Source organism: Klebsiella sp. w6 (assembly GCF_033100215.1).
In the GTDB taxonomy this organism is placed as follows: domain Bacteria; phylum Pseudomonadota; class Gammaproteobacteria; order Enterobacterales; family Enterobacteriaceae; genus Klebsiella; species Klebsiella variicola.
The window spans coordinates 3,903,225-3,925,361 of sequence record NZ_CP136907.1 but is presented as its reverse complement, the minus strand read 5'-3'; the positions used below and the strand labels follow the sequence as shown (position 1 = coordinate 3,925,361).

Sequence of the window (22,137 nt, the reverse complement as noted above, 5' to 3'; positions counted from 1 at the left end):
GCTGAGGGGATGAAATGGATTTTTTTAGCACGCAGAATATCTTAGTACATATACCCATCGGCGCCGGGGGGTACGATCTCTCCTGGATAGAGGCCGTGGGGACCATCGCCGGGCTGCTGTGCATCTGGCTGGCGAGCCTGGAGAAGATCAGTAACTATGCTTTCGGGCTGGTCAACGTCACGCTGTTCGCCATCATCTTCTTTCAGATCCAGCTGTATGCCAGCCTGCTGCTGCAGCTGTTCTTCTTTGCCGCTAACGTTTACGGCTGGTATGCCTGGTCGCGACAAAGCAGCAACCATGAGGCTGAGCTGCAGATCCGCTGGCTGCCGCGCAGCAAAGCGCTGGGCTGGCTGGCGGCCTGCGTGGTGGCGATCGGCTTGCTGACCCTGTTTATCAACCCGTTTTTTGCTTTCCTTACGCGGATCGCGGTCAGCCTGATGCAAGCGCTGGGTCTGCAGGTCTCCATGCCGGTGCTGCAGCCGGATGCCTTCCCGTTCTGGGACTCCTGCATGACGGTGCTGTCGGTGGTGGCGATGATCTTAATGACCCGCAAGTATGTTGAAAACTGGCTGCTGTGGGTGATTGTCAACGTGATAAGCGTGGTGATTTTTGCCCGCCAGGGCGTCTATGCCATGTCGCTGGAATACCTCTTGCTGACGTTCATTGCGCTGAACGGCAGCCGGATGTGGATAAACAGCGCGCGTGAGCGAGGTTCTCACGCGTTTTCTGGCTAATGGTGGTGGTGATGATCGTGCCCGGCGTGCATCGTGTTGAGATGGCACTCCGGGCCGCTGCAGGGCTGGTACTCCATCTGCACCGTGGCATGCTCAATTTCATATTTATGTTCCAGGAAATGCAGGATACGGTTGAGTAACGCATCATGATCGTGCGGCGGGACCACCTGAACATGGAGCGTCATCACCGGTTTTTCCCCCACCAGCCAGACGTGGACGTGGTGAACATCGCGTACCTCCGGGATAGAGCGACGGATATCCCGCTGCAGGGCCGCCACATCCAGCGAACGCGGCGCGCCTTCCAGCAGTTCATTCAGACTCTCCTTCAGTAATCGCCAGGCGCTACGTAATACCAGGCAGGAAACCAGCACGGAAAGAATCGGGTCGACAGGCGTCCAGCCGGTGGTGAGGATCACCACAGCTGCCACGATTGCGCCGACCGAGCCCAGCAGGTCGCCCAGCACGTGTAGCGCCGCAGCGCGCACGTTGAGATTCTGCTCTTCACTCCCCCGATGCAGGATCCAGAAGGCCAGCACGTTAGCCAGCAGGCCGGCGACCGCAATCACCATCATCGTCACGCCGGCCACCGGCTGCGGATGCTGGAAGCGCTGAATCGCCTCCCAGACAATCAAAATGGTAATCACCACCAGGGCAATGGCATTGAGAAACGCCGCCAGGGTGGTCAAACGCAACCAGCCAAAGGTATGGCGGGTATTCGGTGGGCGGCTGGCGAAGCGAACCGCCAGCAGCGCAAACAGCAGGGCGGCGGAATCGGTGAGCATATGGCCGGCATCCGCCAGCAGGGCCAGCGAACCGGAGATCGCGCCGCCGACGGCTTCAACCAGCATAAAACCGGCGGTGACGATAAACGCCCATCGCAGCCGGCGAGCGTTACTGCTGTCCGGAGCCTGAGCAGGGGGGTGCGAATGCGGGTGGGCCATCGTGTCGTCCCTTAATAGTTATCATTATTACGCTATGACATCATAAACAGAGAGCGATAACAAACGAAGAAAAGGCGAGCCCGGCTCGCCTTTTCTTCGTTTGTTCCCACCGCATCACTTACTGGGTGGTACCGTCGGTTTTGCTGTTGTCGTGGTTCATGCTGCCGCCATTGTCCAGTTTCTTACCGGTGTCTGGACAGCGGCCATCTTTACACATCGAGTTTTTATGCACTTCATCGCTCGACATATTATCCTGGCTCATCGTCGAACCGTCAGGATGGAGCATGGTGCCGCCAGAGCCGGAATTGATCTGGTTATTGTCCACATTGTTTGGCGCCACGTTCTCACGGGCATCCGGCGCCACCTGACCGGCATCCGCTGAAGAGTTGGCCTGGCCATTATTGGACTGGGCGCCAGTGTCTGCCGCCAGGGCCGCGCCGCTGGCAAGACCTAAGGTGGCGGTGAGCAAAAGGGTCGTCAGTTTTTTCATATTCATCGGATACTCCTGTTAAGCCGGGAAGGGAAATGCGCTTCCCGCGGTGAGTGTGCCAGGGATCTGACTCGCTATGGTTAAAGACTCCGCAGACGATCGCAGTGTCACTATATAATCCTGAAACGTAAGACTTAATTAGCTCTAACAGTTAATTATTGTAGTGCATGAGCCTGGTTTCGCTACTTTATGGCGTATTTTTGCCTATTTCCAGGATTATTCCATCACTACTGTAAAATCACGTTTACACTTTTTCGACGAAGAGATAGATTGGAGGGATTGCATTTCATTGAATAAGTATGGCAACGCTGGAAAGAAGATGAATTATCAGAACGACGATTTACGCATTAAAGAGATCAACGAATTATTACCTCCCGTTGCGCTCCTGGAAAAATTCCCTGCTACCGAAAATGCTGCAAATACCGTTGCGCATGCTCGCAAAGCGATCCATCAGATCCTCAAGGGCGACGATGATCGTCTGCTGGTAGTGATTGGGCCCTGTTCGATTCACGATCCGGCAGCGGCGAAAGAGTACGCTTCCCGTCTGCTGCCCCTGCGCGAGGCATTGAAGGGCGAGCTCGAGATCGTCATGCGGGTCTATTTTGAAAAACCACGCACCACCGTCGGCTGGAAAGGGCTTATCAACGATCCCCATATGGATAACAGCTTCCGCATCAACGACGGGTTGCGCATCGCGCGCAAACTGCTGCTGGACATTAACGACAGCGGCCTGCCGGCGGCGGGGGAATTCCTCGATATGATCACCCCGCAGTATGTCGCCGATCTGATGAGCTGGGGCGCCATTGGGGCGCGTACCACCGAATCCCAGGTTCACCGTGAGCTCGCCTCCGGACTCTCCTGCCCGGTGGGCTTTAAGAATGGTACCGATGGCACCATCAAGGTGGCTATCGACGCGATTAACGCCGCTGGCGCACCGCACTGTTTCCTGTCGGTCACTAAGTGGGGCCACTCCGCTATCGTTAATACCAGCGGTAACGGCGACTGCCATATTATTCTGCGCGGCGGCAAAGAGCCGAACTACAGCGCGAAGCACGTGGCGGACGTGAAGATCGGCCTGGCGAAAGCGGGCCTGCCGGCTCAGGTGATGATCGACTTCAGCCATGCCAACTCCAGCAAGCAGTTCAAGAAGCAGATGGAAGTGGGCGCGGACGTATGCCAGCAGATTGCCGGCGGTGAGCGGGCGATCATGGGCGTGATGATTGAAAGCCATCTGGTGGAAGGCAACCAGAGCCTCGAGAGCGGTGAACCGCTGACCTACGGCAAGAGCGTCACCGACGCCTGCATCGGCTGGGAGGATACCGAAACGATCCTGCGTCAGCTGGCGGAAGCGGTGAAAACCCGCCGCGGCTAAGCGAATCTGCGCTGGCGCAGGCAATGAAAAAAGCGTGGAGATTTCCACGCTTTTTTGTTTTTACCGGGAGGAATTACTTCGCTTTACCCTGGTTGGCGACGGCAGCCGCTTTCGCCGCGATCTCTTCCGCATTGCCCAGATAGTAATGTTTGATCGGCTTGAAGTTTTCATCGAACTCATACACCAGCGGTACGCCGGTCGGGATGTTCAGTTCGAGGATCTCGTCTTCGCCCATGTTGTCGAGGTATTTCACCAGCGCGCGCAGGGAGTTACCGTGAGCGGCGATGATCACGCGCTCACCGCTTTTCAGGCGCGGCAGAATGGTTTCGTTCCAGTAAGGCACGACGCGGTCGATGGTCAGCGCCAGGCTTTCAGTGGTCGGCAGTTCGGCGTCGGTCAGTTTTGCATAGCGCGGATCGTGGCCCGGGTAGCGCTCGTCGTCTTTGGTCAGCTCCGGCGGAGTGACAGCGAAGCCGCGACGCCACTGTTTAACCTGCTCGTCACCGTATTTCTCAGCGGTTTCCGCTTTGTTCAGGCCCTGCAGCGCGCCGTAATGACGCTCGTTCAGCTTCCAGGATTTCTCAACCGGCAGCCAGGCCTGATCCAGTTCGTCCAGCACGTTCCACAGGGTGTGGATGGCACGTTTCAGCACGGAGGTATAAGCAAAATCAAAGCTGAAGCCTTCAGCCTTCAGCAGTTTACCTGCCGCTTTCGCTTCGCTAACGCCTTTCTCGGACAGATCAACGTCGTACCAACCGGTGAAGCGGTTTTCGTTGTTCCACTGGCTTTCGCCATGACGAACCAGTACCAGCTTAGTTACAGCCATTCTCTTACTCCTCTCTACACGCCATCCCTCGCGCCGCGAACGGTGCGCTGAATATGTTGGTGTATGTGTTATTGATTGATAACTATTCTCATTATATTGCCGTGATTTGGCTCACGGCAATGCTTATCCCTAACCATAGCGAAAATAGTGGCTCAGTGTAAGGTGCTTGTAAAACACAGGTTATTTTTTTGTCCTTTGGTGACGGAAAATAGAGCAGGTTGCTGAAAAAAGAGGCGGCAGAGAGGAGGGCGGGGACGAAAAACAGCGCCCCCGGCGGAGGGCGCTGGCGATTAACAGGCGATAAACTGATATTCCGTCAGGCTGACGTACTCCTGGCCCGGACGTAACACACAGTCCGGCTGCGGCCATTCCGGATGATTCGGCGAATCCGGCAGGAATTCGCTCTCCAGCGCCAGCCCCTGCCAGTCGGCGTAGGGCTCCGTCGTCTGCGACGGGGTGCCGCCGAGATAGTTGCCGGAGTAAAACTGCAGCGCCGGAGCGGAGGTATAGACCGTCATCTGCAGCTTGCCGTCCTGCGACCAGACCTGCGCCGCAGGCTGGCTGGCGTCGCCTTTGGCATCCAGCAGGAAGGCATGATCGTATCCCTTCACCTTTTGCTGATCGGCGTCGGCGAGGAAGTCGGCGGCGATGGTTTTCGGCTGGCGGAAATCAAAGCTGGTGTTAGCAACATCTTTGAGTTCACCACCCGGGATACCGTCGCTTTCCACCGGCAGATACCTCTGGGCGAGGATCTGCAACTGGTGCTGGCGCACGTCGCGCTGGTCACCGTCGAGGTTGAAATAGACGTGATTGGTCATGTTCACCGGGCAGGGTTGGTCCACGGTGGCGCGATAGGTAATCGCGATGCGGTTATCGTCGGTCAGACGATAGTGCGCGGTGGCCTGCAGAGTGCCGGGGAAGCCTTGATCGCCATCGGGCGAGGTCAGAGCGAACAGCACTTCCTGCTCGTCGGCGCGGACAATGCGCCAGCGGCGCTTATCAAACCCTTCCGGGCCGCCGTGGAGCTGGTGGCCCGCGTCGTTTGATGGCGTGACGTTGACGAGCTGGCCGTCAAGCGGGAAGCGGCTATTGCCGATACGGTTGGCGTAGCGGCCTACCGAGGCGCCAAGAAACGCGGCCTGGCGGGCATAGTCCTCCAGCTTCGCACAGCCCAGCAGCGGATGACGCAGGCTGCCATCAGCCAGCGGCACCTCGGCGCTGAGCAGCGTCGCGCCCCAATCCGCCACGGTAACGGTCATCCCCGCCTTATTGCGCAGGGTCACCTGCTGCCAGGGCTGGCCGTCCGGCGCCAGCGCGGTGGTTTGCGTTACCATTGGCCTGCCCCCTGTGACGGTTTGCAGACATAGAATGTCTCTTTAATACCGGTTTTCGCTTCATACGTTTTAGCAACGGCCTGCTGAACGGTATCGACCAGATCTTCCGGGACCAGCGCTACCACGCAGCCGCCAAAGCCGCCGCCGGTCATGCGTACGCCGCCTTTATCACCGATCGCGGCCTTAACGATCTCCACCAGAGTGTCGATCTGCGGGACGGTGATCTCGAAATCATCGCGCATCGAGGCATGGGATTCGGCCATCAGCTCACCCATCCGCTTCAGGTCGCCTTTTTCGAGGGCGCTGGCGGCTTCCACGGTGCGGGCGTTCTCCGTTAGCACATGGCGTACGCGCTTCGCGACGACCGGATCCAGCTCATGGGCGACGGCGTTAAATTGCTCGAGGGTAACATCGCGCAGGGCGGGCTGCTGGAAGAAGCGCGCGCCGGTTTCGCACTGTTCACGACGGGTGTTGTACTCGCTGCCGACGAGGGTGCGCTTAAAGTTGCTGTTGATGATCACCACCGCCACGCCTTTCGGCATCGAGACGGCTTTGGTGCCCAGCGAACGGCAGTCGATCAGCAGCGCGTGGTCTTTTTTGCCCAGCGCCGAAATCAGCTGATCCATGATGCCGCAGTTGCAGCCGACGAACTGGTTTTCCGCCTCCTGGCCGTTGAGGGCGATTTGCGCGCCATCCAGCGGCAGATGATAGAGCTGCTGGAACACGGTGCCGACGGCGACTTCCAGCGAGGCTGAGGAGCTTAACCCCGCACCCTGCGGTACATTGCCGCTGATCACCAGATCCGCGCCGCCAAAGTGGTTGTTCCGCTGCTGCAGATGCTTTACCACGCCGCGGACATAGTTCGACCACTGCTGGGTATCGTGGCTGATAATCGGCGCGTCGAGAGAGAACTCATCGGTCTGATTGTCGTAATCGGCGGCAATCACCCGCACCGTACGATCGTCGCGCGGCGCACAGCTGATCACCGTCTGGTAGTCGATGGCGCAGGGCAGCACAAAACCGTCGTTGTAATCGGTATGCTCGCCGATCAGGTTGACGCGGCCTGGCGCCTGAATGACATGGCTGGCCGGATAACCGAAGGCGTCAGCAAACAGGGTTTGGGTTTTCTCTTTCAGACTCATCATTACACTCCGGATTCACGAAAATGGACGTCGCTGACGGCGCGCAGTCGTTCGGCAGCTTGCTCGGCGGTCAGATCGCGCTGGGTTTCGGCCAGCATTTCATAGCCAACCATAAACTTGCGGACCGTCGCGGAGCGCAGCAGCGGCGGATAAAAGTGGGCATGAAGCTGCCAGTGGTGATGGTCTTCGTCGTTAAACGGCGCGCCGTGCCAGCCCATGGAGTAGGGGAATGAGCACTGGAACAGGTTGTCGTAACGGCTGGTCAGCTTTTTCAACGCCAGCGCCAGATCGCTGCGCTGGGCGTCGGTGAGATCGGTAATACGCTGCACGTGCGCTTTCGGCAACAGCAGCGTTTCGAATGGCCAGGCGGCCCAGTAGGGCACGACCGCCAGCCAGTGCTCGGTGTCCACCACCGTGCGGCTGCCGTCGGCCAGTTCGCGCTGAACATAGTCCAGCAGCATCGGCTGACCTTGTCCGGCGTAATACTCTTTCTGCAGACGGTCTTCCCGTTCCGCTTCATTAGGCAGGAAGCTATTGGCCCACACCTGACCATGCGGGTGAGGGTTGGAGCAGCCCATCGCTGCCCCTTTGTTTTCAAAGACCTGGACCCACGGGTAGCTTTTCCCGAGGTCCGCGGTCTGTTCCTGCCACGCTTTAACCACGCCTTCCAGCGCTTCAAGGCTCAGTTCCGGCAGCGTTTTGCTGTGGTCTGGCGAGAAGCAGATCACCCGACTGGTGCCGCGCGCGCTCTGACAGCGCATCAGCGGATCGTCACTCTCCGGTGCGTCCGGAGTGTCGGTCATCAGGGCCGCAAAGTCGTTGGTAAACACGTAGGTACCGGTGTAATTCGGGTTGGTGTCGCCGGTGACCCGGGTATTACCTGGGCACAGGAAACAGTCCGGATCGTGGGCTGGCAAGGTCTGTTTTGCCGGCGTTTCCTGCGCCCCCTGCCAGGGGCGCTTGGCGCGATGCGGAGAAACCAGAATCCACTGCCCGGTTAACGGGTTATAACGACGATGTGGATGGTCAACGGGGTTAAATACGCTCATGAAGGTTCCTTAGTCTGGATAACCCTGCGGATGGCGGGACTGCCAGTGCCAGGTGTCCTGCGCCATTTCGTCCAGGTTGCGCGTCACGCGCCAGTTCAGCTCGCGGTCGGCCTTGGCGGCATCCGCCCAGTAGGCCGGGAGGTCGCCATCGCGGCGCGGCGCGAAATGGTAGTTAATCGGTTTGCCGCAGGCCTTGCTGAAAGCATTGACCACGTCGAGCACGCTGCTGCCGACGCCGGCGCCAAGGTTGTAGATATGGACCCCGGCTTTGTCAGCCAGTTTTTCCATGGCCGCGACGTGGCCATCGGCGAGGTCCATCACGTGGATATAATCGCGTACGCCGGTGCCATCTTCAGTCGGGTAGTCGTTACCAAAGACGGCCAGCGAGTCGCGACGGCCAACGGCGACCTGGGCGATGTACGGCATCAGGTTGTTAGGGATCCCCTGCGGGTCTTCCCCCATGTCGCCCGACGGATGGGCGCCAACCGGGTTGAAGTAACGCAGCAGGGCAATGCTCCACTCTGGCTGGGCTTTCTGCAGGTCGGTCAGGATCTGCTCCACCATCAGCTTGCTTTTGCCGTAAGGGCTTTGCGGGGTGCCGGTCGGGAAGCTTTCTACATATGGGATTTTCGGCTGGTCGCCGTAGACGGTAGCTGAGGAGCTAAAGATGAAGTTCTTCACGCCCGCGGCGCGCATGGCAGAAACTAATTTCAGTGTGCCGGTGACGTTATTATCGTAATATTCCAGCGGCTTGGCGACGGACTCCCCGACGGCTTTCAGCCCGGCGAAGTGGATCACCGCCTCAATGGCGTGATCGTGGAGGATCTCCGTCATCAGCGCTTCGTTACGAATATCGCCTTCAATAAAGGTGGCTTCTTTGCCGCCGAGACGCTCAATCACCGGCAGTACGCTGCGCTTGCTGTTGCAGAGATTGTCGAGGATCACCACCTCATGTCCCTGCTGCAGCAGTTGAACGCAGGTATGACTTCCAATGTAACCGCTACCACCTGTAACCAGAACTTTCATGATTCGCTCCATTCGGCTTATCGTGTATGAGGAAGATAGCATATCAAAGAAGTGAAAAGTGTGACACAGGGCAAGTTAGTGGAATCGTTTACACTTGATGGTGAAACGACATAAATTAAAATTTTTTATCTTTAATACAGATGGTTAGGTGGTTTTGCCGCTATTTTTCTGAAAAATACCAGGGATCTTTCGACCCCCGGCAGGGGGCATCAGGCCACAGGACCGAGCTGATAAGTGTAACCGTCTCCACTGGGAACGAACGCCAGGCGATGGGTAATACAGTCCGGGGCATCTTCCGCATGGTGCGAGACAAACAGCAGCTGTGTGGCCCCTTCGCCAATCAACACGTCGACAAAGCGACGCACCAGCTGGCGATTGAGGGGATCCAGCCCCTGCAGCGGTTCATCGAGGATCAGCAGGGTCGGATGCTTCACCAGCGCGCGAACGATAAGCGCCAGCCGCTGCTGGCCCCACGACAGGCTATGAAACGGCGCGTCGGCAGTGCGTTTATCAATGCCGAGAATATCCAGCCACTGTTGCACCAGCTTGTGTTGCTTGTCCGAGACCGCCTGATAAATGCCGATAGAGTCAAAATAGCCCGACAGGATGACGTTGCGGACGTTGGTGCTGACCCGGTAGTCCAGATGCAGGCTGCTGCTGACGTAGCCGATATGCTTTTTAATATCCCAGATGGTCTCACCGCTGCCGCGACGGCGGCCAAAGAGCGTCAGATCGTTGCTGTAACCCTGCGGATGATCGCCGGTGATAAGGCTCAGCAGCGTGGATTTACCGGCGCCGTTGGGGCCGACGATCTGCCAGTGTTCGCCCGGGTTCACGGTCCATGAGAGGTGATTGATGACCGGGCGATCGTTGTAGGAGACCACACCGTCATTGAGCACGATACGCGGCGCCGAGTCTGCCAGCGCATGACGGGCTGGTGGGACATCCGGCTCCGGCAGGGTGATGCCGTCCAGTTTTTCACTGTGCGCCAGCTGGGCGACCAGCGCCTGCTGCAGCAGGGAAGACTTCTCGCCGGTCTCGCTGAGGGTGCAGTCAGCCAGCACGCCGGCGAATTGTACAAACTCCGGGATCTCATCGAAGCGGTTGAGGACCAGCACCAGGGTGATGCCGGCGCGGTGCAGGTCGGCCAGCAGGGCAGCCAGCTGCTGGCGGGAGTTGACGTCGAGGCCGTCGAAAGGTTCGTCGAGGATCAGCAGTTGCGGATCGGTCATCAGGGCCTGACACAGCAGGGTCTTACGCGTTTCCCCGGTCGACAGGTACTTAAACCGGCGGTCCAGCAGGGCGCTGATGCCAAACTGTTCGGCCAGGCGCGCGCAGCGGGCAGGATCTTTTACCTCATCCTGGATAATCTCTGCGGTGGTGCGGCCGGTGTCTTCTTCGCCGGGGCTGAGCAGGTCGGTGTTATTGCGCTGCCACTCGTCGCTGACCAGCTTCTGCAACTGCTCGAAGGAGAGGCGGGTTACGCGGGAGAAGTGGCTTTCGTGCTGGCCGCTGAGCAGGGTCAGGTCGCCAGCCAGAGCCCGCGCGAGGGCGGATTTGCCGCTGCCGTTGCTACCGACAAACGCCCAGCTTTGACCCGCTCTCAGGTTCAGCTGGTCTATTTTTAAGGTTTTTGTATCGCTCAGGCGAAACGTGCCTTGCGAAATTTGCAATGATGACATGATGTATCCCATTTTTTGCAGCGATGTGCATCAGGGATACGACTTCGGGCGCGTAATGTCAATGGGGTCAGCATAACGTCGCGAGAATGATGCGATCGGCATTGCAGTAAGCGATCGCCTCCGTCCCTTCCGCCAGGCCAGACGTCTGCGCCTGTGGCAGAGTGGCGCACAGGGTCTGACCGTCGGCCAGCGTCATCAGTACTTCGCACTGCCCGGACCCGCATTCGATATGGCTGATACGACCCGACAACTGGTTATCGGCCTGGCGGGCCACGGCGGGGTCGAGGGTGATGCCGACCCAGGGCGCCTTCAGCAGGACCAGCACCTCCTGGCCCTCATCGAGCCCCAGTTTCTCAGCGCTTTGTGCGGTGATGGCGACGGTCAGGCGCGTCTGCCCGTCGGCCAGCAGTACCTCGACGTGCTGCTGCACCTGCTGGCGATCGCGGCCGGTAATGGTGCCGAACCACTGGTTGCGGGCGCTGGTCTGCAGGGAAAAGCGTGAGATGGCCGCCAGCAGGCTGTCCAGCGGCAGGGCATCGTCATCGCTGAGCACATCAAACGCTTTCTGCTGGATCTGCGCCAGCAGATCGTACAGTTGGATCAGCCGCTGCCCATAGCGGGTCAGCACCGCGCCGCCGCCGCCTTTACCGCCGGTGGCACGATCCACCAGCGGTTGTTCGCTGAGCTGGTTCATCTCGTTGATAGCATCCCACGCGCTTTTATAGCTGATACCCGCGTGCTTGGCCCCCTGGCTTATCGAACCGGTCTGGTCAATCTGTTTGAGCAGGGCGATCCGCCGCGGATCGGCAAACAGGCGCTGCTGTAGCTTAAGGGTAAGAAGAATTTCGGCCTGCATAATCGTTTCCTGACAAAAAAGGGTATTGTGACCGATAGTCACCCGCTTGCAAAACCTCTGTGCGCGGTTTTGTCATTACCCACCGCACAAATGGGGCGTGTTTTTTCGGCTGAAACCGTTACAATCAGCAAATCATACTATCTGGAGTGAACCATGTTAGAGCTTTTGAAAAGTCTGGTTTTTGCGGTCATCATGGTACCGGTGGTGATGGCGGTCATCCTGGGACTGATTTACGGTCTTGGCGAAGTGTTCAACCTCTTCTCCGGCGTAGGCCACAAAGATCGCAGCCAGCAAAATCATTGATTTCCCGGCGCCCGGTTTAACCGGGCGCTGTGCTATTTCCCTCCTGTATCATTTCCCTTCGTTTTATTGTCCTGTGTCACTATAAAAATGCTCTGCATATCGTTATATTGTCGAATACATAACGCATTGACAGGAGATTCAGATGGCAGGTTCTTGGTTACGCGGGGTTATCGGGGTATCACTCACGCTGTGCGTCGCGGGTCAGGCGCTGGCGGCAGAGGGGAAAGTGACCGTTTTCGCCGCCGCATCGTTAACCAACGCGATGCAGGATATTGCCCAGGCGTATAAGAAAGAGAAAAACGTCGATGTCGTGTCGTCGTTTGCCTCGTCGTCGACGCTGGCGCGGCAAATTGAAGCGGGCGCACCAGCCGATCTGTTTATCTCCGCCGATCAGAAATGGATGGATTACGCCGCAGACAAAAAGGCCATCGACCCGGCAACCCGAGCCACCCTGCTTGGCAACAGCCTGGTGGTGGTCGCGCCGAAAGCCAGCGCGCAGGAGGCGATTACCATTGATGAGAAAACCGACTGGACCAGCCTGCTGAAAGGAGGCCGTCTGGCGGTGGGCGATCCGCAGCACGTTCCGGCAGGCATCTACGCTAAAGAGGCGCTGCAGAAACTCGGCGCCTGGGAGACCTTGTCGCCGAAACTTGCCCCGGCGGAAGACGTGCGCGGCGCGCTGGCCCTGGTGGAGCGCAACGAAGCGCCGCTGGGGATTGTCTATGGCTCCGATGCCGTGGCCAGCAAAGGGGTTAAAGTGGTCGGCACCTTCCCGGAGGCCTCGCATCAGAAAGTCGAGTACCCGCTGGCGATTGTCGATGGTCATCGCAATGCGGCCGTGAGCGCTTTCTATGACTACCTGAAAGGGCCGGAAGCGTCCGCGATTTTTAAACGTTACGGATTTACCACCCGCTGATGTTTCTGAGCGAACCCGAATGGCAGGCGGTGCTGCTGAGCCTGAAAGTCTCCTCCCTGGCGGTGGCCTTGAGCTTGCCTTTTGGCATCTTTTTTTCCTGGCTGCTGGTTCGGCGCACCTTTCCCGGCAAGGCGCTGCTCGACAGTATTCTCCATTTACCGCTGGTGCTGCCGCCGGTGGTGGTGGGGTATCTGCTGCTGGTGGCCATGGGGCGGCGCGGGTTTATTGGCAGTTGGCTGTATGACTGGTTCGGCATCAGCTTTGCCTTCAGTTGGCGCGGGGCGGTGCTGGCGGCGGCGGTGATGTCTTTCCCGCTGATGGTGCGCGCCATTCGCCTGGCGCTGGAAGGGGTGGATGTCAAACTGGAGCAAGCGGCGAGAACCCTCGGGGCCAGCCGCTGGCGAGTGTTTATGACGATTACGCTACCGCTGACTCTGCCGGGGATTATTGTCGGCACAGTGCTGGCCTTCGCCCGCTCGTTAGGGGAGTTTGGCGCGACCATCACGTTCGTCTCCAATATTCCCGGCGAAACGCGCACCCTGCCTTCGGCGATGTACACCTTGATCCAGACCCCGGGCGGGGAGGGGGCGGCGGCTCGCCTCTGCCTCATCGCCATCGGACTGGCGCTGGTTTCGCTGCTGATTTCGGAATGGCTGGCCCGCGTGAGCCGCCAGCGCATGGGAGGATAATGATGCTGGAGCTGGACTTTACCCAGACCCTCGGCAGTCACTGCCTGCAGATCCGTGAAACCCTGCCCGCCAGCGGGATCACCGCCATCTTTGGCGTCTCCGGCGCTGGCAAAACCTCGTTGATTAACGCCATTAGCGGCCTGACCCGGCCGCAAACGGGGCGCATCGTGCTCAACGGCCGGGTGCTGAACAACACCGCCCAGCGTATCTGTCTGGCGCCGGAGCAGCGCCGTATCGGCTATGTGTTTCAGGACGCGCGCCTGTTTCCCCACTATAAAGTGCGCGGTAATCTGCGCTACGGGATGGCGAAATCCATGGTCAGCCAGTTCGATAAGCTGGTGGAATTGCTGGGGATCGCGCCCTTGCTGGATCGCCTGCCGGGCCGGTTATCCGGCGGCGAAAAGCAGCGAGTGGCCATCGGCCGCGCCCTGCTGACCGCTCCGGAGCTACTGCTGCTGGATGAGCCGCTGGCCTCGCTGGATATTCCGCGCAAACGCGAACTGTTGCCCTACCTGCAGCGGCTGGCGCAGGAGATCCATATTCCGATGCTCTACGTCAGCCACTCGCTGGATGAGATCCAGCATCTGGCCGATCGCGTGCTGGTGCTGGAGGCCGGTAAGGTGAAGGCTTTTGGTCCGCTGGAGGAGGTCTGGAGCAGCAGCGTGATGCACCCCTGGCTGCCGGCGGAACAGCAGAGTACGATCCTCAGCGCCACCGTCGCCGCGCAGCATCCGCAGTACGCGATGACGGCTCTGACGCTGGGTGACCAGCTGCTGTGGGTCAACCGGCTCGAACGTCCCGCAGGCGACACCGCACGGATCCGCATTCAGGCGTCGGACGTTTCGCTGACACTGGCCCAGCCGTCCGGGACCAGCATCCGCAATATCTTGCGCGCCGAGGTGGCTCAGTGTCTGGAGGTCAACGGACAGATTGAAGTGCAGCTCAGAGTGAGTGGCCGTCTGCTATGGGCCAGGATTAGCCCATGGGCGCGGGACGACCTGGCGATAGCGCCAGGTCAGCAGGTGTTTGCTCAGATCAAAAGCGTGTCGATCGCCGCCTGATTACAGCAGCTGGCGGTAGATAAACTCGGCGATGCTGGTGGACTCATTGTCGCCGATGACCACCCTGGCGCGAGCTTTCACCTCGTCCACCGCATTGCCCATCGCCACCCCAGTGCCCGCCGCTTCCAGCATGCTAAGATCGTTGTAGTTATCGCCGAAGGCCACCACATCCTGCATCGACAGCCCCTGGCTGGCCACCCATTGCGCCAGGCGTTTGCCTTTGCTGTTGCCGGCGCGCGCGATATCCACCTGATCGTGCCACGACCATTCGCACTCCAGGCCCAGCGTCTCGCCGACCTCGCGGGCAAAGCGCTGCAGACGGGGAATGTCTTCATCGGTGAGGGCGAATTTCCATACCGCGTTGACCTCGCGGACCGCCTGCGCCAGCGAGTCGACCTGGCGGAATACCGGGCGCTGATCCTCCGGCAGCGCCTGCGCCCAGTTGCGGGTGCGGATCACATGCCCGGTGGGCTGTTCATAAAGCATCGCATCATCCACATACGCCAGGCCATGGATCTGCTGTTCGGCGAGCATGGCCGTCAGGCTTACCGCTTGCGCTACCGGCATAGGATCGGCTGCCAAAACCTCTTTTGCGTGATAATCATACAAATAAGTGCCATTACAACAAATTGCAGGTGTATCGAGAGCCAGTGCCTGATAAAAAGGATGGATAGCGACGTGATGACGTCCGGTAACGACGATAACCTGGTAGCCCGCCTCTCTGGCACGGGCCAGTGCCTCCAGCGAAGCGGGCAGGATGGTTTTTTTGCTGGTGAGCAGGGTGCCGTCTAAATCCAGGGCAATCACGCGTGTTGTCATGTGTTATTTCCGGTTGATGTTGAAAAGTGACCTGGCCATGATGGTACACCGCCGTGGCGTCAGGACCAATTTTTCCACATCTGCCGTGAATGCCTGTATGCCCTTTGTGCCGCCGTCCGTCGGAAATTCAGCGGACTTTGCGAGTATCATGGGCGGATGTCTTATAATTTTCAGGGTGCTGTTATCCTGAAAATGAAAATTCCACGTGCAGTGAGGGAAGGAGTAGTCATGAAACAAACCGTTTATACCGCCAGCCCGGAAAGCCAACAAATCCACGTCTGGAGTCTTGAAGCGGACGGCAAACTGACGCTGGTGCAGGTGGTTGATGCCCCGGGGCAGGTACAGCCGATGGTGGTCAGTCCCAATAAGGAGTATCTGTACGTTGGCGTTCGTCCGGAGTTTCGCGTGTTAGCGTATCGCATCACGCCGGATAACGGAGCGTTGACCTTTGCGGGAGAAGCGGCGCTGCCGGGCAGCCCGACCCACATTTCTACCGATCATCATGGCCGCTTTGTCTTCAGCGCCTCCTACAATCAGGGTTGCGTCAGCGTGACGCCGCTGCAGGACGGCCTGCCGGGCGAAACCGTCACCGTGGTGGAAGGGCTGGAAGGTTGCCACTCGGCCAATATCTCCCCGGACAACCGCACCCTGTGGGTGCCGGCTCTGAAGCAGGATCGTATTTGCCTGTTTACCCTCAGCGAGGATGGTTTTCTCTCCGCTCAGGAGCCGGCGGAAGTGACCACCGTCGAGGGCGCCGGTCCGCGCCACATGGTGTTCCATCCGAACCAGCAGTATGGTTATTGCGTCAATGAACTCAACAGTTCCGTTGACGTCTGGGAACTGAAAGACCCGAATGGCAACATCGAATGTGTACAAACCCTGGATATGATGCCGCAGGATTTCACCGGCGTGCGCTGGGCGGCGGATATTCACATCACCCCTGACGGTCGTCATCTGTACGCCTGCGATCGTACCGCCAGCATCATTACGGTGTTCAGCGTCTCGGAAGATGGCAGCGTGCTGGCAGTGGAAGGCTATCAGCCGACGGAAACTCAGCCACGCGGCTTTAACCTCGATCACAGCGGTAAGTATCTGATTGCCGCAGGGCAGAAATCGCACCATATCGCAGTGTATGAAATTGAGGGTGAGCAGGGGCTGCTGCATGAGAAAGGCCGCTATGCGGTTGGGCAGGGGCCGATGTGGGTGGTGGTCAACGCCCACTGAAGGGTCAGGCGGTAAAAGAAAAACCTCGCGTCAGCGAGGTTTTTTGATCAGAGCGGACAGGCTCTGTAGAGAAGCTGTTGCCCTGGCGGGCCTGAAGCGTGATGGCTTTAGATATCGTCCATGGTGTAGCCGACGACAATCTCCAGCGTTTTACGGATCACGTCGGCGGTCACCACATCATCGGTGCTTTCCAGCGCCTGAATCAGCCATAATATAATGGCCTTATTGTTCAGGTGCCCCTCGGACTGAAGAATACTGTTGATGGCGAGCGACATGACGGCGGACTCATCAACCAGTTTATCACCGGCGGTACGGAAATAATCTGAGAGCGCGGTGTCCTGCAGTCCTGCGTAAATATCGGGTTGCTGATGCATAGTCTGTCTCATCACATTCTCACTCTGTTTTATTCACCATGGTTGGGACAATCAGTGGATTTTTTTAGCTTCCGGCGCCATGCTGCTCTGCGCCAGCGTTCCTCTGCTTTCCCAACGGCCATTGATTTTCTTAACCTGCAAAGGCGCGTGCTTCCGCTGGAGGGCGAGCTTCGCGCAAATTTCTTCAATAACGGCAGCGATGATTTTCCTTCGCTGGCGATCTGACTCTGTGGCCTGCATCAACCGAAGCCGAACCAGCAGGGTCGGGGTGGTAATCGGGCGATTCGTTTTCAGAAGCGCGAGCACCGCCTCGCCGATGATCTCATCGGTTATTTCCTCAGTATCACTGCTATTCATAACCGTCTCTCTGCATGCCACACTCTTCCTGAATCTGATAACGGGCATTCAGGTCAGCAGCAGGTTTATGGAAGCGATCGCCCCTCATCTGCTACTGCGGTTGCAACAGGCGACGATCGATGACGTTATTCCTGACCGGCAAACAACAAACCAATTAAGGTTTGATAGTGGCTCTCTTCCTCAGGCGCACGGGCGCTGTCAAGGCGGCTCAACAGTTTGGTGCACAGGGCCTTGCGGTTGAGATGGCGCCCTTCGTTGAGAATATCCATCACGATCTGACCCAGCGTTTCCTGCTGGGAAGGTAACGATGCTTTGTTGAAATACTGGGCAATTGCGTTCGCTGTATCTGGAATGTAACCATTCTGCTGCATATGTGCTCCTTTCATTTCATTCATCTGTTAACTGCAAATAAACTTATACAATAATTAATAAGTTGTACATAGAAAATTGCGTAATATTGCAGCGATCGTTGCTATCATGATGATTTTTAATGTAATATTTGTTTTTGTTTGCGGAGATCCTGGCTTGTAAAGGTAGGGGGTAGCGTTGCATGTTGTACAAGAAAAGAAAAAAAAGAAAAAACCTTGCACAAAGAGTGGATTTTTAGTGTATCTTTTTTGTTAAGATAAAACGTAGTTTTGCAAGACGATTAGCCTGATAACTGCTACTGTGAATGCTTATCCCTCCCATCTGGAATCACTATGCTTACCACCATCATTTATCGCAGCCATATTTGCGACAATGTCTCATTCAAATCGATCGAGGCCATGGTTGCCAGGGCAAACGAGAGAAATGGGCAGGCGGATGTCACCGGTATATTACTGTTTAACGGGACGCATTTTTTTCAACTTATTGAAGGACCGGAAGAAAAGGTAAGGGATATTTATCAAACAATTGTCCTCGATCCTCGTCATTATAATCTGGTGGAGTTGTTTTGCGATTATGCACCGTCCCGTCGATTTGGTAAGGTCGGTATGGAACTGTTTGATTTACGGGAACATGATCGTGAGGAAGTACTACAGACAGTAATGGACCGGGGCACGACAAAATATCAGCTCACCTATGACGACCGGGCGCTGCAATTTTTCCGTACTTTTGTCGAATCCACGGAAAAAGCGAACTATTTTGAGATCCCTTCGGCGGACAGTTGGGTTTTTATTCCCGATAAGGACACTTTTTATCCGGACACCCCCATTATCGATAATACGGAAAACTGGTCTTTTGCCTTTCAGCCGATCGTCGATCCTTTCGCCTGCGAAATTATCTCGTGGGAAGCGCTGCTGCGTACACCGGACGGCCAGTCTCCTGGCGCCTATTTTGCCGGGCTGGCAGGGGATGATATTTATCTCGCCGACCTGCACAGTAAGCGCGTCGCGCTGTCTCTGGCGGGTAAATTAGGTTTACGTAATAAGGCGTTAAGCATTAATTTGCTGCCGATGACGCTGGTCAAAGCGCCGAATGCGGTGGCTTTCCTGCTCGACGAAATTAGTCGCAATGACCTGATCCCGGAGCAGATTATTGTCGAGTTCACTGAGCGGGAAGTGATTTCGCGGATGGCCGATTTTACCGATGCGGTGCGCAAACTGAAGGGCGCGGGGATTAATCTTGCCATCGATCACTTCGGCGCCGGGTTTGCCGGGCTGTCGCTGCTGGCGCAATACCAACCCGACAGAATTAAAATCGACCATGAGCTGATCCGCAATATCCACCAGGACGGGCCGCGCCAGTCGATTGTACAGGCGATTATCAAATGCTGTACTTCTCTGGAGATTGCGGTCTCAGCCGTCGGCGTTGAGCGTGCTGAAGAGTGGATGTGGCTTGAATCAGCCGGGATTTCGCAGTTTCAGGGCAATTTATTCGCGGGTGCCCGCCTGGGGGGCCTGCCCGCCGTTGCCTGGCCGGAGAAGAAATAATCCACCGCGAAATCAGCTTACTATTTTTTCATCTTTTTCCCCGCGCGCTGTGAGCCACAACCTGATATCTTTATCTGTACAAGAAAATAGAGTTGTACAGGATGCCTGAATTCGTTAGTTTAGGTAAAAAGTATCAGGTTGATGTGAGGCTGCTATGGCGTTTTACAGTATCGGTGAAGTCGCCGAACGTTGCGGAATCAATCCGGTTACATTGCGCGCCTGGCAGCGGCGTTACGGTCTACTGAAACCGCAGCGCAGCGAAGGCGGGCATCGACAGTTTGATGAAGAAGATATCCTGCGCATAGAAGAGATCAAGCGCTGGATAGAGCGCGGTGTATCCGTAGGGAAAGTCAAAGCGCTGCTGGAGGATAATCTGCCGGCGGCGCGCGACGAATCCGCGCATCTTCAGGAAGAGATGATGTCCATTCTGCGTTATATGCAGCCCGCCAGAATCCGCGCCAAATTAATGGCGCTGAGCCATCAACACCCCGTTGATACCCTTATCGATAGCCTGTTAGTGCCGGTACGACAGCGTCTCAAGCTCGATCAGAATACCTCGTTGGTGATTAGCAGCCTGCTGGATGGCTTGCTCATTGACTGCGTGGCGCTGTTTCTCGCCGAAGCGCGTAAAAAAAATGGTAAAGAGACACTGCTGGTGGGCTGGAGTAATGAAGACCGGACTCGTCTGTGGCTGGAGGCATGGCGTCTTTCGCAGCGCGGTTGGCATGTCAACGTTCTCGCTGAACCGCTGGAGTCGCCGCGGCCCGAGCTCTTCCCCGGGCAGCATATCTTTGTCTGGACCGGACGCGCCGCCACGCCACTGCAGGAGGAACTGCTCAGCCACTGGCAGGAGCAGGGCTTCAGCATTCATTTTCACGGTACGCAATAGCCCCGTCTGGGGGGACAGGCCGGGGCTATTGCACCTGACTACAGGTGAATCTGACTCCAGGATTTAAAGGTTTCACTACGACTGATATTAAAAAAATCGGTCCTACCGCTACAGCCGAGCTTTTTAATCAGATTCAGCCGGATCTGATAAATGGTTTTGATGTGCAGATTTAGCGAACGACCAATGCTGGCAACCGCTTCGCCATTGCTGATAAGCTGAATAACTTTCTTTTCCCGTTCGGTAAACTGCACCGAGGCGCCCGGCGCCGGGTGCGTTTTGTAATAGCGGGTGGGCTGATGCAGGAAGATTTTTAATTCTTCCGGCGTCGAATTTGCCGGTAAGCGCAACATAGGCAGTTCACTGAGAAAATTAAGATCGTTTCCCTCAGTTAACAGAATAAATAACGTATCCCGCCGATTATAGTTATGCTCAAGCACCGCGAAATAATTGTCGCTGGTAAAAAAAACATGTTTTTTACGAAAATAAGATGCCGGCAAGGTATTCAGGATCAGCGACATCCCGTAGAGAAGAAAACGATTATCAAACCACAGATCGTAATGCTCAGAACGATAGCAAGTATTATGGTGTGACATTTTTTGAGCCCCAGTTAGCAGATGAAAACCCAGGCGTGCCGGCACAGCAGGGCTGTCCCTGCTGTCGGCGCGGTGGGATCACTTAATGATGATGTTTTTTGCTGTACAGCATATCCAACGCCTGCAGATAGAGGTCGGAAAGTATTTCATTACTTTCCGTTTGCAGGCGGTGCTGGATTTCCGTAATCATCCGCTCATTATTGATCGTGCTGTGCTGCTTCATGAGCGTGTTTTCAATATTCTTCATCAGGGCTGAATTGAAGACAAATTCTGCTGGAATGGTATTTTTAATATGCATAGCTCGAACTCTCCCACGTATAAAGCAAACTGACCATAAAAGTCGCAGCGTACCGGTGGTACGCGAAAAGTCACTAACAGGAAATGCAAAACCAGGAACCACCGCCAGACTCGCCACGCAACCGTTTAGCGTTCCCGCTTTGTTGCGCAACAAGCAGTTAACACTCAAAAACTATAGTCGGTGATTTTAGGATGTACAACTTTTTTCATAACGATATGTACAGCGAGACGATTTATTTTTTCGTTTTAATTTTATTTGTTGATTTTAAAGGTATTTTTAATTTTATTAACTTGTACAAAAAAGCGGTTCTGTGCAGGATGCGGATACAGGGCAATCAGACAGGGGATAATGACGCAGACCCGATCGGAATACGGGCTCTGTCGGTTTACGTCACTTGAGCAGAAAGAGCGCCGACGCAGGAAGGGGTACACAGCAACTCTGTCGTCGACAGGTGGCTAACTTCCGCGTCGGACCCTGAGCATAGCGGAAAACAGGTGAGGTTTTGTCTGTTTTTTGCACAATATAGTAAAGAGAGAAATATCAACCACTCCGCTATCGCCATGGTCGGTTTGTTGGCGGATTAGGCGTGTGCTACGCTTTTCTGGAACTCCATTTTCATTTCGGCACGGTTATCTTCCCCCATTTTCCTGTCGGGTGTCGCACCAGCATAACGACCGGTAAATACGGCAAAAGCATTCTGTTCATGGACAGGCATAGAGGACTGAGGAGGGATGATGCGTGGTAAAAGCGTGATGCTCCTGGCCGGGTTAGCCGCTTTCGCGCAGGCGAAAGAAATTAATCTCTATTCGGTAAATACTGGTTCCTATGTTTACCATCTGACCAATAACCACGGACAATATACTGAGAATTTTGAAAACCACTTTTTCTCGGTAGAGCGGAAATTCTCGGAAGATTCGAAATATAGTCTGCTGATTGGCACGATGAACAATAGTTTCGACGATCGTTGCCTGGCGCTGGGGGTGAGAAGAGACTGGTACCACAACGGCAGTGGATGGACCTTTAAAGGGGTCTACGGCTACACCGGCGAATTCTTCTTCGACGCCTTTGAGCATTGCGGCGATCATGGCTCCTACAAAGATTTTAAGGACGCCACCGGGATCGGCTTTTCCCCCTATATCTACCATGCCATTCAGTACAACTTTACCGACTATTTCGCCCTTGAGAGCGGCATCATTATTCCCAGCGTGTTTGTGATTAGCATCCAGTGGAGTTTCCGCTAAGTTGCCGC

At 56.4% G+C, this 22,137-nt stretch carries 25 protein-coding genes; 10 read left to right on the top strand and 15 right to left on the bottom strand.

The genetic code is table 11. From position 1 onward, the window contains the following. The first annotated feature begins 14 nt into the window (after positions 1 to 14). Positions 15 to 734 carry a nicotinamide riboside transporter PnuC gene (pnuC, locus tag R0140_RS19320; RefSeq protein ID WP_008805696.1) on the top strand — a complete coding sequence of 240 codons (720 nt, stop codon included), beginning with the start codon at positions 15 to 17 and terminating at the stop codon, positions 732 to 734. Here pnuC and zitB read toward each other — a convergent pair. Beyond that, on the bottom strand, positions 731 to 1,675 hold the full coding sequence (zitB, locus tag R0140_RS19315) for a CDF family zinc transporter ZitB (RefSeq protein ID WP_049153319.1): 945 nt from the start codon (positions 1,673 to 1,675) through the stop codon (positions 731 to 733). The genes pnuC and zitB overlap by 4 nt on opposite strands. Before the next feature lie 118 nt (positions 1,676 to 1,793). Further along, complete coding sequence (locus R0140_RS19310) at positions 1,794 to 2,171, bottom strand: YbgS-like family protein (RefSeq protein ID WP_012542423.1); 378 nt, start codon at positions 2,169 to 2,171, stop codon at positions 1,794 to 1,796. 313 nt (positions 2,172 to 2,484) lie between these two features. Here R0140_RS19310 and aroG point away from each other — a divergent pair, with 313 nt between their 5' ends. Further along, positions 2,485 to 3,537, top strand: a complete 1,053-nt coding sequence (gene aroG / locus R0140_RS19305) for a 3-deoxy-7-phosphoheptulonate synthase AroG (protein ID WP_012542422.1) — start codon at positions 2,485 to 2,487, stop codon at positions 3,535 to 3,537. 73 nt (positions 3,538 to 3,610) lie between these two features. On the opposite strand, the gene gpmA is transcribed toward aroG, so the two are convergent. The 7 genes from gpmA to modE all read right to left on the bottom strand — a co-directional run bounded on the left by gpmA (position 3,611) and on the right by modE (position 11,452). Further along, positions 3,611 to 4,363: a 2,3-diphosphoglycerate-dependent phosphoglycerate mutase gene (gene gpmA, locus R0140_RS19300; protein WP_002895089.1), complete on the bottom strand. Its 753-nt coding sequence runs from the start codon at positions 4,361 to 4,363 to the stop codon at positions 3,611 to 3,613. A gap of 290 nt (positions 4,364 to 4,653) precedes the next feature. Next, complete coding sequence (galM, locus tag R0140_RS19295; RefSeq protein WP_008805700.1) at positions 4,654 to 5,697, bottom strand: galactose-1-epimerase; 1,044 nt, start codon at positions 5,695 to 5,697, stop codon at positions 4,654 to 4,656. After that, positions 5,691 to 6,839, bottom strand: a complete 1,149-nt coding sequence (gene galK, locus R0140_RS19290) for a galactokinase (RefSeq protein ID WP_032701039.1) — start codon at positions 6,837 to 6,839, stop codon at positions 5,691 to 5,693. The genes galM and galK overlap by 7 nt, the downstream gene beginning before the upstream one ends. A gap of 2 nt (positions 6,840 to 6,841) precedes the next feature. Next, positions 6,842 to 7,888 carry a galactose-1-phosphate uridylyltransferase gene (galT, locus tag R0140_RS19285; RefSeq protein ID WP_049009794.1) on the bottom strand — a complete coding sequence of 349 codons (1,047 nt, stop codon included), beginning with the start codon at positions 7,886 to 7,888 and terminating at the stop codon, positions 6,842 to 6,844. A 9-nt stretch (positions 7,889 to 7,897) separates the two neighbouring features. Continuing rightward, a complete protein-coding gene (galE, locus tag R0140_RS19280) occupies positions 7,898 to 8,914 on the bottom strand; it encodes a UDP-glucose 4-epimerase GalE (RefSeq protein WP_012542419.1) in 1,017 nt (338 codons plus the stop codon). A gap of 209 nt (positions 8,915 to 9,123) precedes the next feature. Beyond that, a complete protein-coding gene (gene modF, locus R0140_RS19275) occupies positions 9,124 to 10,596 on the bottom strand; it encodes a molybdate ABC transporter ATP-binding protein ModF (protein ID WP_012542418.1) in 1,473 nt (490 codons plus the stop codon). A 67-nt stretch (positions 10,597 to 10,663) separates the two neighbouring features. Continuing rightward, positions 10,664 to 11,452 carry a molybdenum-dependent transcriptional regulator gene (gene modE, locus R0140_RS19270; RefSeq protein ID WP_032739348.1) on the bottom strand — a complete coding sequence of 263 codons (789 nt, stop codon included), beginning with the start codon at positions 11,450 to 11,452 and terminating at the stop codon, positions 10,664 to 10,666. A gap of 153 nt (positions 11,453 to 11,605) precedes the next feature. Between modE and R0140_RS19265 the strand changes: the two genes are divergently transcribed. From R0140_RS19265 to modC, 4 genes are all read left to right on the top strand, one after another. After that, on the top strand, positions 11,606 to 11,755 hold the full coding sequence (locus R0140_RS19265; RefSeq protein WP_002895156.1) for an AcrZ family multidrug efflux pump-associated protein: 150 nt from the start codon (positions 11,606 to 11,608) through the stop codon (positions 11,753 to 11,755). A gap of 142 nt (positions 11,756 to 11,897) precedes the next feature. Further along, complete coding sequence (modA, locus tag R0140_RS19260; protein ID WP_032739350.1) at positions 11,898 to 12,671, top strand: molybdate ABC transporter substrate-binding protein; 774 nt, start codon at positions 11,898 to 11,900, stop codon at positions 12,669 to 12,671. Then, positions 12,671 to 13,360, top strand: a complete 690-nt coding sequence (modB, locus tag R0140_RS19255) for a molybdate ABC transporter permease subunit (protein ID WP_008805707.1) — start codon at positions 12,671 to 12,673, stop codon at positions 13,358 to 13,360. The genes modA and modB overlap by 1 nt, the downstream gene beginning before the upstream one ends. A gap of 2 nt (positions 13,361 to 13,362) precedes the next feature. Further along, positions 13,363 to 14,421 (top strand): molybdenum ABC transporter ATP-binding protein ModC, encoded by a 1,059-nt coding sequence (gene modC, locus R0140_RS19250; RefSeq protein WP_023297239.1) that lies wholly within the window; start codon positions 13,363 to 13,365, stop codon positions 14,419 to 14,421. Here the strand turns inward: modC and R0140_RS19245 are convergent, their stop codons facing one another. Continuing rightward, on the bottom strand, positions 14,422 to 15,240 hold the full coding sequence (locus R0140_RS19245) for a pyridoxal phosphatase (protein ID WP_008805709.1): 819 nt from the start codon (positions 15,238 to 15,240) through the stop codon (positions 14,422 to 14,424). A 228-nt stretch (positions 15,241 to 15,468) separates the two neighbouring features. Here R0140_RS19245 and pgl point away from each other — a divergent pair, with 228 nt between their 5' ends. After that, entirely contained in the window at positions 15,469 to 16,464 is a 996-nt protein-coding gene (gene pgl / locus R0140_RS19240) for a 6-phosphogluconolactonase (protein WP_016160516.1), read from the top strand. Positions 16,465 to 16,571: 107 nt separating this feature from the next. Here the strand turns inward: pgl and R0140_RS19235 are convergent, their stop codons facing one another. From R0140_RS19235 to ycgZ, 3 genes are all read right to left on the bottom strand, one after another. Continuing rightward, positions 16,572 to 16,838 (bottom strand): biofilm development regulator YmgB/AriR family protein, encoded by a 267-nt coding sequence (locus R0140_RS19235; RefSeq protein WP_012542414.1) that lies wholly within the window; start codon positions 16,836 to 16,838, stop codon positions 16,572 to 16,574. Positions 16,839 to 16,889: 51 nt separating this feature from the next. Then, the gene (locus R0140_RS19230; RefSeq protein WP_008805712.1) at positions 16,890 to 17,195 is read right to left on the bottom strand and encodes a hypothetical protein; all 306 of its coding nucleotides are present in this window, start codon (positions 17,193 to 17,195) and stop codon (positions 16,890 to 16,892) included. A 125-nt stretch (positions 17,196 to 17,320) separates the two neighbouring features. Then, positions 17,321 to 17,566 carry a regulatory protein YcgZ gene (ycgZ, locus tag R0140_RS19225; protein ID WP_012542413.1) on the bottom strand — a complete coding sequence of 82 codons (246 nt, stop codon included), beginning with the start codon at positions 17,564 to 17,566 and terminating at the stop codon, positions 17,321 to 17,323. Positions 17,567 to 17,896: 330 nt separating this feature from the next. Between ycgZ and R0140_RS19220 the strand changes: the two genes are divergently transcribed. Continuing rightward, positions 17,897 to 19,108, top strand: coding sequence for a diguanylate phosphodiesterase (locus R0140_RS19220; protein WP_023297241.1), 1,212 nt, complete (start codon positions 17,897 to 17,899; stop codon positions 19,106 to 19,108). A gap of 154 nt (positions 19,109 to 19,262) precedes the next feature. Then, positions 19,263 to 19,997 carry a MerR family transcriptional regulator gene (locus R0140_RS19215; protein ID WP_008805715.1) on the top strand — a complete coding sequence of 245 codons (735 nt, stop codon included), beginning with the start codon at positions 19,263 to 19,265 and terminating at the stop codon, positions 19,995 to 19,997. A gap of 38 nt (positions 19,998 to 20,035) precedes the next feature. Here the strand turns inward: R0140_RS19215 and R0140_RS19210 are convergent, their stop codons facing one another. Both R0140_RS19210 and R0140_RS19205 read right to left on the bottom strand, forming a co-directional pair. Next, positions 20,036 to 20,590 (bottom strand): helix-turn-helix transcriptional regulator, encoded by a 555-nt coding sequence (locus tag R0140_RS19210; RefSeq protein WP_008805716.1) that lies wholly within the window; start codon positions 20,588 to 20,590, stop codon positions 20,036 to 20,038. An 82-nt stretch (positions 20,591 to 20,672) separates the two neighbouring features. Further along, entirely contained in the window at positions 20,673 to 20,888 is a 216-nt protein-coding gene (locus R0140_RS19205; protein WP_012968674.1) for a biofilm development regulator YmgB/AriR family protein, read from the bottom strand. A 734-nt stretch (positions 20,889 to 21,622) separates the two neighbouring features. Between R0140_RS19205 and R0140_RS19200 the strand changes: the two genes are divergently transcribed. Continuing rightward, positions 21,623 to 22,129 (top strand): hypothetical protein, encoded by a 507-nt coding sequence (locus R0140_RS19200; RefSeq protein ID WP_012542408.1) that lies wholly within the window; start codon positions 21,623 to 21,625, stop codon positions 22,127 to 22,129. Positions 22,130 to 22,137 lie beyond the last annotated feature (8 nt).

Coding starts and splice junctions, on each gene's coding strand:
- pnuC (WP_008805696.1), top strand. CDS start 15: ATGGATTTTTTTAGCACGCAGAATATCTTAGTACATATACCCATCGGC.
- zitB (WP_049153319.1), bottom strand. CDS start 1,675: ATGGCCCACCCGCATTCGCACCCCCCTGCTCAGGCTCCGGACAGCAGT.
- R0140_RS19310 (WP_012542423.1), bottom strand. CDS start 2,171: ATGAATATGAAAAAACTGACGACCCTTTTGCTCACCGCCACCTTAGGT.
- aroG (WP_012542422.1), top strand. CDS start 2,485: ATGAATTATCAGAACGACGATTTACGCATTAAAGAGATCAACGAATTA.
- gpmA (WP_002895089.1), bottom strand. CDS start 4,363: ATGGCTGTAACTAAGCTGGTACTGGTTCGTCATGGCGAAAGCCAGTGG.
- galM (WP_008805700.1), bottom strand. CDS start 5,697: ATGGTAACGCAAACCACCGCGCTGGCGCCGGACGGCCAGCCCTGGCAG.
- galK (WP_032701039.1), bottom strand. CDS start 6,839: ATGAGTCTGAAAGAGAAAACCCAAACCCTGTTTGCTGACGCCTTCGGT.
- galT (WP_049009794.1), bottom strand. CDS start 7,888: ATGAGCGTATTTAACCCCGTTGACCATCCACATCGTCGTTATAACCCG.
- galE (WP_012542419.1), bottom strand. CDS start 8,914: ATGAAAGTTCTGGTTACAGGTGGTAGCGGTTACATTGGAAGTCATACC.
- modF (WP_012542418.1), bottom strand. CDS start 10,596: ATGTCATCATTGCAAATTTCGCAAGGCACGTTTCGCCTGAGCGATACA.
- modE (WP_032739348.1), bottom strand. CDS start 11,452: ATGCAGGCCGAAATTCTTCTTACCCTTAAGCTACAGCAGCGCCTGTTT.
- R0140_RS19265 (WP_002895156.1), top strand. CDS start 11,606: ATGTTAGAGCTTTTGAAAAGTCTGGTTTTTGCGGTCATCATGGTACCG.
- modA (WP_032739350.1), top strand. CDS start 11,898: ATGGCAGGTTCTTGGTTACGCGGGGTTATCGGGGTATCACTCACGCTG.
- modB (WP_008805707.1), top strand. CDS start 12,671: ATGTTTCTGAGCGAACCCGAATGGCAGGCGGTGCTGCTGAGCCTGAAA.
- modC (WP_023297239.1), top strand. CDS start 13,363: ATGCTGGAGCTGGACTTTACCCAGACCCTCGGCAGTCACTGCCTGCAG.
- R0140_RS19245 (WP_008805709.1), bottom strand. CDS start 15,240: ATGACAACACGCGTGATTGCCCTGGATTTAGACGGCACCCTGCTCACC.
- pgl (WP_016160516.1), top strand. CDS start 15,469: ATGAAACAAACCGTTTATACCGCCAGCCCGGAAAGCCAACAAATCCAC.
- R0140_RS19235 (WP_012542414.1), bottom strand. CDS start 16,838: ATGCATCAGCAACCCGATATTTACGCAGGACTGCAGGACACCGCGCTC.
- R0140_RS19230 (WP_008805712.1), bottom strand. CDS start 17,195: ATGAATAGCAGTGATACTGAGGAAATAACCGATGAGATCATCGGCGAG.
- ycgZ (WP_012542413.1), bottom strand. CDS start 17,566: ATGCAGCAGAATGGTTACATTCCAGATACAGCGAACGCAATTGCCCAG.
- R0140_RS19220 (WP_023297241.1), top strand. CDS start 17,897: ATGCTTACCACCATCATTTATCGCAGCCATATTTGCGACAATGTCTCA.
- R0140_RS19215 (WP_008805715.1), top strand. CDS start 19,263: ATGGCGTTTTACAGTATCGGTGAAGTCGCCGAACGTTGCGGAATCAAT.
- R0140_RS19210 (WP_008805716.1), bottom strand. CDS start 20,590: ATGTCACACCATAATACTTGCTATCGTTCTGAGCATTACGATCTGTGG.
- R0140_RS19205 (WP_012968674.1), bottom strand. CDS start 20,888: ATGCATATTAAAAATACCATTCCAGCAGAATTTGTCTTCAATTCAGCC.
- R0140_RS19200 (WP_012542408.1), top strand. CDS start 21,623: ATGCGTGGTAAAAGCGTGATGCTCCTGGCCGGGTTAGCCGCTTTCGCG.